Below are 6,488 nucleotides of genomic sequence, written 5' to 3' on the forward strand. Positions count from 1 at the left end.
TCGTACCACGACAGCACGCGGGCCAGCTTGCCGTCGATGACCTGGGTCTGGGGCAGGGCGGCCGTCGAGCTGGCGGCGATGTGGTTCAGGTCGGTCGAGACCAGCGGATCCTTGGTCGTGAACAGCACGCCCTTCATCGGACCGTCGGCGGCGGCCTGCAGGGCTGCATTGATCTCGTCGATCGAGGTCTCGCGGCCGGAGACGACCTTCAGGTCGATGACCGAGACGTTCGGGGTCGGGACGCGGATCGACGAACCGTCCAGCTTGCCCTTCAGTTCCGGCAGGACGAGGCCCAGGGCCTTGGCGGCGCCGGTCGAGGTCGGGATCATGGAGAGGGCCGCGGCGCGGGCGCGGTAGAGGTCCTTGTGCATGGTGTCCAGCGTCGGCTGGTCGCCGGTGTAGCTGTGGATCGTGGTCATGTAGCCGCGCTCGATGCCGAACAGGTCGTGCAGGACCTTGGCGACGGGGGCGAGGGCGTTGGTGGTGCACGAGCCGTTCGAGACGACGATGTCGTCGGCCGTCAGGGTCTCGTGGTTGACCTTGTAGACGATGGTCTTGTCGGCGCCGTCGGCGGGGGCCGAGACCAGCACGCGCTTGGCGCCGGCCTTCAGGTGGGCGCTGGCCTTGTCCTTGGCGGTGAAGATGCCGGTGCACTCGAAGGCGATGTCGACGCCCAGGTCCTTGTGCGGCAGCTCTTCGGGGTTACGGATGGCCGTGACCTTGATCTTGCCCAGGCCGACGTCGATCCAGTCCTCGCCCGAGGTGACGACGCCCGGGAAGCGGCCATGGACGCTGTCGTAGCGCAGCAGGTGGGCGTTGGTCTCGACCGGGCCCAGGTCGTTGATGGCGACGACCTCGATGTCGCGACGGCCATGCTCGGCGATGGAGCGCAGGACCAGACGTCCGATGCGGCCGAAGCCGTTGATGGCGACGCGAAGAGCCATGGGTCTTTCTCCTGTAGCGGCCGCCGAGCGGGATCGTTCGGCGTTCCCTTATTTCGGTGCGCGTTTTGCGGGCTGGGGGCGCGAAGTCAAGTCCGAGAAGCCGCCATTGCGGGGCGGAGGGCCGAAAGTGAACGCGGTTTTTCGAGAGTTTCACCCCCTCGAACGCCCTGTCGGCGGCGGACAAGGCGGGGCGAATGCTGCTATGGGCGGTGCGTCGCCCAAATGTCGCCTTCCGCGGCTGGCTTAGAGGGCTTCGATCTGTATGTTGCGTCGCATGATGGAAACCCGCCGATGATCCCGGCCGACGGTACGGCCCTCGACCTCGCCGTGCGCCGCCTCGAGCGTGCGGTGAGTCAGCTGGAGCAGCGCCTGGCGGCCAAGGCCGCCGAGGCCCGACGGACGGCCGCCGCGCCGGTCGCGAGCCTGTCGGCCGAGCCTGGCCTGTTCGACGATCAGGAGCGCAGTCGCCTGGTCGCCGACCTGGAAGCCGCCCGCGAGCGCGAGAAGGCGCTGGAAGAGGCCGGCGAGCAGGCCTCGGTGGCGCTCGGCCGCGCCATCGCCGAGATCCGCGCCGCGCTCGGCGACGAAGGCGTGGCCAACGATCTGCACGCGCCGACCGACGACGACGACCTGTTCGAAGACTCCGAGGAGGCGTGACCATGGCCCAGGTGACGATCCAGGTGAACGGCCGACCCTACAGCGTCGGCTGCGAGGATGGCCAGGAGCCGCATCTGGCCGAGCTGGCCCGCCTGTTCGACCGCCAGGTCCGCCAGGTCAGCGCCGACGTCGGACAACTGGGCGAGACGCGCCTCTTTTTGATGGGCGCCCTGCTGCTGGCCGACGAGCTGTCGGACATGAAGCTGCGCCTGGCCCACGCCAACGCCGAGATCGCCCGGATGCAGCAGGAAGGCACCAAGGCCGAGATCGCCGCCATCCGCGCCCTGGACGCGGCGGCGGAGAAGATCGAGAAGCTGGCGGCGGAGTAGAGGCAGTCAATCCTCCCCCCAGCGGGGGAGGTGGCCGAAGGCCGGAGGGGGAAGAGGCAAGGCCGGCGGAACTTCCCCCTCCGTCGCCCCTTCGGGCCGACACCTCCCCCGTCAGGGGGAGGATTGAGTGGGGCGGGCCGCCGCGTCAAAGGCGCCCCTGGCTTTCCGCCCCCCGACGCCCTATCTTGATCGACGGCGGGTCTTGCTGTGGCTCTCGTCGAAGATTTCTATTCCCAGGGACCTTAATCTCTCTATCGGGACCTGTTCCCTCCCGTGGCCGTGGCTGCGGGAACACGGGGCCCACCTGTTACTGACAGGTTCGAGTGGATTGAAACGTCTTCACGGTTCTTCGCGGCGCCGCCACCCTATCTCCCCTATAAGCGATCCATGACCATCGCCGACCCCGTCGCGGCCAAGACGGCCCTGCGCGTCTTCCTGCGCAACCAGCGCAAGCAGCTGGCCCTGCAAGCGCCGCAGGCCGACTGGATGATCGCCGAGATCGCCCGCGAGCCCCTGGCTCGGTTGTTTCCCGACTCCGCCGGCAAGGTCGCGGCGCTCTATCATGGCCTCGGCTCGGAGCTGTCGCCGCTGATCCTGGGCGACCAACTGCGCGAGGCCGGCTGGACCCTGGCCCTGCCGGCGATCGAGGACGCGGAGGCCGCGCGCATGGTCTTTCGCGCCTGGGATCCCGCCCAGCCCCTGATCCGCGACGCCATCGGCCTGCCCGCGCCGTCGCCGGACTCCGCGAAGCTGGAGCCGGATCTGGTGCTGGCCCCGCTGCTGGCCTTCCAGCGCGACGGCGTGCGCCTCGGCCAGGGCGGCGGCTATTACGACCGGGCGCTGGAGGCCTTGCGGGCCCGCAAGCCGACCTTCGTGCTGGGCGTGGCCTATAGCGGCCAGCAGGTGGAGAATTTGCCGCACGAGCCGCACGATCAAAGGCTGGACGCCATTCTCACCGAAAAAGAGTATATCGCCGTCGAGACATGAGCCGCTGACGGCTCGCACCAAGGACTTTCTATGCGTTTCGCCTTCTTCGGCGATGTCGTCGGCAAGTCGGGCCGTGACGGCCTGGCCGACCATCTGCCCGATCTTCGCCGCCGGCTCTCCCTCGAGTTCGTCATCATCAACGCCGAGAACGCCGCGGCGGGCTTCGGCATCACCGAGAACACCGCCCGCGAGCTGTTCGAGGCCGGCGCGGACTGCCTTACCCTGGGCAACCACAGCTGGGACCAGCGCGAGGCCCTGACCTATATCGTCCGCGAACCGCGCCTGATCCGGCCGGCCAACTACCCGATCCTGTCGGACGCGCCCGGGCGCGGCAGCCATCTGTTTCAGACCGACTCGGGCAAGACGATCTACGTCGTCAACCTCTTGGGTCGGGTCCACATGGACGCCATGGACGACCCGTTCGCCGCCGTCGACCGCGAGCTGGACAAGGCCCCGCTGGCCCAGGTGGCGGACGCTGTAGTGGTCGACATGCACTGCGAGGCCACGTCCGAGAAGATGGCCATGGGCCACTATTGCGACGGCCGCGCCTCGCTGGTGGTCGGCACCCACACCCACGTCCCGACCGCCGATTGCCAGGTGCTGCCCGGCGGCACCGCCTACCAGACGGACGCCGGCGCCTGCGCCGACTACGACAGCGTGATCGGCAACCAGAAGGAAGAGCCGCTGCGGCGCTTCACCACCAAGATCAGCGGCGGCCGCTACCAGCCGGCCAGCGGACCGGCCACGGTCTGCGGCGTGTTCGTCGAGACCGACGACCGCACGGGCCTGGCGCTGCGGGTCGAACCGATCCGGGTGGGCGGACGGCTGAGGCCGACGATTCCCGCCCTTTAAGCCCGGGGGGGCGAGCCTAGGCCGTCGGGAAGAGTTTGAAATACGGTTCGGCCTCGGCCAGCACGCGCTGGACCGACGGCCTGTCCTTCAACCGTTCCAGATAGGCCAGGCAGTCCGGCCAGCGGCCTTCGAGCGGCTGGACCTTGTCGGCGTAGAAGAGCGCCGGCATGGCCGCGCACTCGGCCAGGCCAAAGTCGCCCAGCATCCAGGTCCGGCCGTCGGCCAGTTGGCTTTCCAGGTAATCGCAGGCGTTCGCCAACTGCCCGTAGGCCTCCTGCACCCCATACGGATCCTTGTTGGCGCCCTCGGGGCGGATGCGGTCGGCGATGATCTTCTGCATCGGCGTCTGGACGTAGTTGTCGAAGAAGCGGTCCCAGAACCGCATGCGCCAGGCGAAGTCGGGCGCTATGGGCGTGAAGCGGACGGGCCCCGGATAGTGGGCGTCCAGATAGTCGAGGATGACGGAGGTCTCGACCACCGTCTCGTCTCGAGCGTCATCGCGGAGCGCCGGCATCTTGCCCATCGGCGAGAGCTTCAGGAACGCCTCGCGCGCGGCGGGATCACCCAGATCGACCAGCACGTTGTCGAACGGAATCGCGTTCTCGTAGAGGCCGATCAGCACCTTCCAGCAGTATGAAGCCAGCGGGTGGGCGTACAGCGTCAGGCTCATGGGCGCTCCCGGATACTTAAGTAACTGCCTAACTATATCCGAGGCGCGCCGGAACGCAACCCCGGCGGCGGGGGTGACAAAGCCCGCCCCCGGGCGTTAGAAGCGCCACACTCCATTTTTCAGACCAGAGACAGAGCCTCTTCAATGGCCGGCCACTCGAAATTCAAGAACATCATGCACCGCAAGGGCCGCGCCGACGCCGCGCGCTCCAAGCTGTTCTCCAAGCTGTCGCGGGAAATCACCGTGGCGGCCAAGGCCGGCCTGCCCGACCCGGCCATGAACCCGCGCCTGCGCCTGGCCGTGAACAACGCCAAGGCCGAGAGCTTGCCCAAGGACGTCATCGACCGCGCGATCAAAAAGTCGCAGATGGGCGACGCGGCCGACTATTCGGAAATCCGCTACGAAGGCGTCGCGGCCGGCGGCGTCGGCATCATCGTCGAGGTGCTGACCGACAACAAGAACCGCGCGGCCGCCAACGTCCGCTCCTACTTCACCAAGATGGGCGGCAACATGGGGGCCACCGGTTCGGTGACCTTCAACTTCGATCGGGTCGGCCAGATCAGCTATCCGGCCAAGGCCGCGTCGGAAGACGAGATGATGGAAGCCGCCATCGAGGCCGGCGCCGACGACGTCACCTCCGACATGGACGAGGAAGGCGAAGGCCACACGATCTACACCGCCTTCGAGGACCTGAACGAGGTGGCCGCCGCCCTGGAGGCCAAGTTCGGCGCGGCCGGCAACACCAAGATCGCCTGGCGCCCGAAGATGCAGGTCCCGGTCACCGGCGACAGCGTCGCCACCCTGATGAAGCTGCTCGACATGCTGGACGAGGACGACGACGTCCAGGCCGTCTACTCGAACGAGGACATCAGCGACGAGGACCTGGCCAAGCTGGGCTAGGTCCCGTCTCTCGCAGAAGGGGTGGGCTCGGGGATATGCTTCTCCCTGTCATCGCCTCCGGCTAGACTGACGGCATGGTCCTGCGGGTTCACATCGACACCGATTGCGGCGTGGACGACGCCCTGGCGCTGGCCTTGCTGGCGCGGGCCCGGCAGGCGGTCGAGGTGGTCTCGGTCTCGGCCGTGTTCGGCAACACCTATGTCGACCAGGCCGCCGCCAACGCGCGCGGAGTGCTGCGCCTGGCCGGCTGCGGGGCCGAGGTCTATATCGGCGCCGGCTCGGGCCTGGCCAAGCGGCGGGTCGAGCGGATGCGGCCGGCCCACGGCGTCGACGGGCTGAACGGCGCGGGCTTCTCCCAGCGCTGGAAGCTGCCCGAGCTTGAGCGCGGCCATTCCGCCAACTTCCTGGCCTTCGCCGCCCGCCGCAGGATCGCGGGCCTGTTCCTGGGACCGCTGACCAATCTCGCCAAAGGTCTGCTGGAAGACCCGGCCGCCTTCCGCGACTGGCGCCCGACGATCATGGCCGGGGCCTTCGCCGTCGAGGGCAAGGCGGCCGGCGGGGCGGACTTCAACAGCTGGAGCGATCCGGAGGCCCTGCAGCGCACGCTGGAGAGCGGGGTCACGCCGCGTCTCATGCCGCTGGACGTGACGCATCAGGTGAGCGTGACCACCGCCGACCTGTCCCGCGGCGCGGCCTGCTGCGGCTCGCCGCTGTCGGCGCGGCTGATCAAGGCGGCGGGCGCCTACATCGCCTTTCACCAGAACGTCTGGGGCGGCGAAGGCTGCCGGCCGCACGACGCGGTGGCCGCCGCCAGCCTGATCGCGCCGGAGCTCTTCACTTTCGAGCCTGCCCGCCTGCGGGTGATCGTCGACGGCGAACGCCTGGGCCGCATCGAACGCGTGGACGGCCCGCCAAACGCCGAGGTCTGCACGGACCTGGACGTCGGCGCGGTGAGGCGGCTGATCGTCGGCGGCCTGTTCGGGGCTGGCGCCGTCGAGGCGGCCTAGGGAGCAAAATCCCTAGTGCGGCTGGCCCCATTGCGCGGCGCGCTCGCGGACCAGGTCGCGCATGAACTGGTCGAGATCGGCCAGGCGGCGGTCCATCTCCGACACTGGCACGCCGTTCCAGACCGCGTGGTCGTAGGTCGTG

Annotated in this window: 8 protein-coding genes and 1 other RNA gene; 7 read left to right on the forward strand and 2 right to left on the reverse strand. The window is 68.6% G+C overall.

Annotated elements, in window-relative coordinates; translation table 11 throughout:
• A partial coding sequence (gene gap / locus VJ655_RS19900) for a type I glyceraldehyde-3-phosphate dehydrogenase (protein ID WP_324114144.1) occupies nucleotides 1–944 on the reverse strand: 944 nt, incomplete at its 3' end.
• Between the two features lie 291 nt (nucleotides 945–1,235).
• On the opposite strand from gap, the gene VJ655_RS19905 reads away from it, so the two are divergent.
• The 5 genes from VJ655_RS19905 to VJ655_RS19920 all read left to right on the forward strand — a co-directional run bounded on the left by VJ655_RS19905 (nucleotide 1,236) and on the right by VJ655_RS19920 (nucleotide 3,769).
• Nucleotides 1,236–1,601, forward strand: a complete 366-nt coding sequence (locus tag VJ655_RS19905) for a DUF4164 family protein (protein WP_324114146.1) — start codon at nucleotides 1,236–1,238, stop codon at nucleotides 1,599–1,601.
• Between the two features lie 2 nt (nucleotides 1,602–1,603).
• On the forward strand, nucleotides 1,604–1,930 hold the full coding sequence (locus VJ655_RS19910) for a cell division protein ZapA (protein ID WP_324114148.1): 327 nt from the start codon (nucleotides 1,604–1,606) through the stop codon (nucleotides 1,928–1,930).
• 199 nt (nucleotides 1,931–2,129) lie between these two features.
• Nucleotides 2,130–2,292, forward strand: a non-coding RNA gene (gene ssrS / locus VJ655_RS21170) — 6S RNA.
• A gap of 25 nt (nucleotides 2,293–2,317) precedes the next feature.
• Nucleotides 2,318–2,917 carry a 5-formyltetrahydrofolate cyclo-ligase gene (locus VJ655_RS19915; RefSeq protein ID WP_324114150.1) on the forward strand — a complete coding sequence of 200 codons (600 nt, stop codon included), beginning with the start codon at nucleotides 2,318–2,320 and terminating at the stop codon, nucleotides 2,915–2,917.
• 30 nt (nucleotides 2,918–2,947) lie between these two features.
• Complete coding sequence (locus VJ655_RS19920) at nucleotides 2,948–3,769, forward strand: TIGR00282 family metallophosphoesterase (protein ID WP_324114152.1); 822 nt, start codon at nucleotides 2,948–2,950, stop codon at nucleotides 3,767–3,769.
• Between the two features lie 16 nt (nucleotides 3,770–3,785).
• On the opposite strand, the gene VJ655_RS19925 is transcribed toward VJ655_RS19920, so the two are convergent.
• Nucleotides 3,786–4,439, reverse strand: coding sequence for a glutathione S-transferase family protein (locus VJ655_RS19925; RefSeq protein ID WP_324114154.1), 654 nt, complete (start codon nucleotides 4,437–4,439; stop codon nucleotides 3,786–3,788).
• 144 nt (nucleotides 4,440–4,583) lie between these two features.
• On the opposite strand from VJ655_RS19925, the gene VJ655_RS19930 reads away from it, so the two are divergent.
• Nucleotides 4,584–5,339, forward strand: a complete 756-nt coding sequence (locus tag VJ655_RS19930; protein WP_324114156.1) for a YebC/PmpR family DNA-binding transcriptional regulator — start codon at nucleotides 4,584–4,586, stop codon at nucleotides 5,337–5,339.
• A gap of 74 nt (nucleotides 5,340–5,413) precedes the next feature.
• Nucleotides 5,414–6,346: a nucleoside hydrolase gene (locus VJ655_RS19935; RefSeq protein ID WP_324114158.1), complete on the forward strand. Its 933-nt coding sequence runs from the start codon at nucleotides 5,414–5,416 to the stop codon at nucleotides 6,344–6,346.
• The last annotated feature ends 142 nt before the right edge of the window (nucleotides 6,347–6,488 follow it).

The organism is Caulobacter sp. (assembly GCF_035254145.1).
Classification (GTDB): domain Bacteria; phylum Pseudomonadota; class Alphaproteobacteria; order Caulobacterales; family Caulobacteraceae; genus Caulobacter.

What these genes read in the sequence shown, in the direction of transcription:
- VJ655_RS19905 (WP_324114146.1), top strand. Translation starts at nt 1,236, where the DNA reads ATGATCCCGGCCGACGGTACGGCCCTCGACCTCGCCGTGCGCCGCCTC.
- VJ655_RS19910 (WP_324114148.1), top strand. Translation starts at nt 1,604, where the DNA reads ATGGCCCAGGTGACGATCCAGGTGAACGGCCGACCCTACAGCGTCGGC.
- VJ655_RS19915 (WP_324114150.1), top strand. Translation starts at nt 2,318, where the DNA reads ATGACCATCGCCGACCCCGTCGCGGCCAAGACGGCCCTGCGCGTCTTC.
- VJ655_RS19920 (WP_324114152.1), top strand. Translation starts at nt 2,948, where the DNA reads ATGCGTTTCGCCTTCTTCGGCGATGTCGTCGGCAAGTCGGGCCGTGAC.
- VJ655_RS19925 (WP_324114154.1), bottom strand. Translation starts at nt 4,439, where the DNA reads ATGAGCCTGACGCTGTACGCCCACCCGCTGGCTTCATACTGCTGGAAG.
- VJ655_RS19930 (WP_324114156.1), top strand. Translation starts at nt 4,584, where the DNA reads ATGGCCGGCCACTCGAAATTCAAGAACATCATGCACCGCAAGGGCCGC.
- VJ655_RS19935 (WP_324114158.1), top strand. Translation starts at nt 5,414, where the DNA reads ATGGTCCTGCGGGTTCACATCGACACCGATTGCGGCGTGGACGACGCC.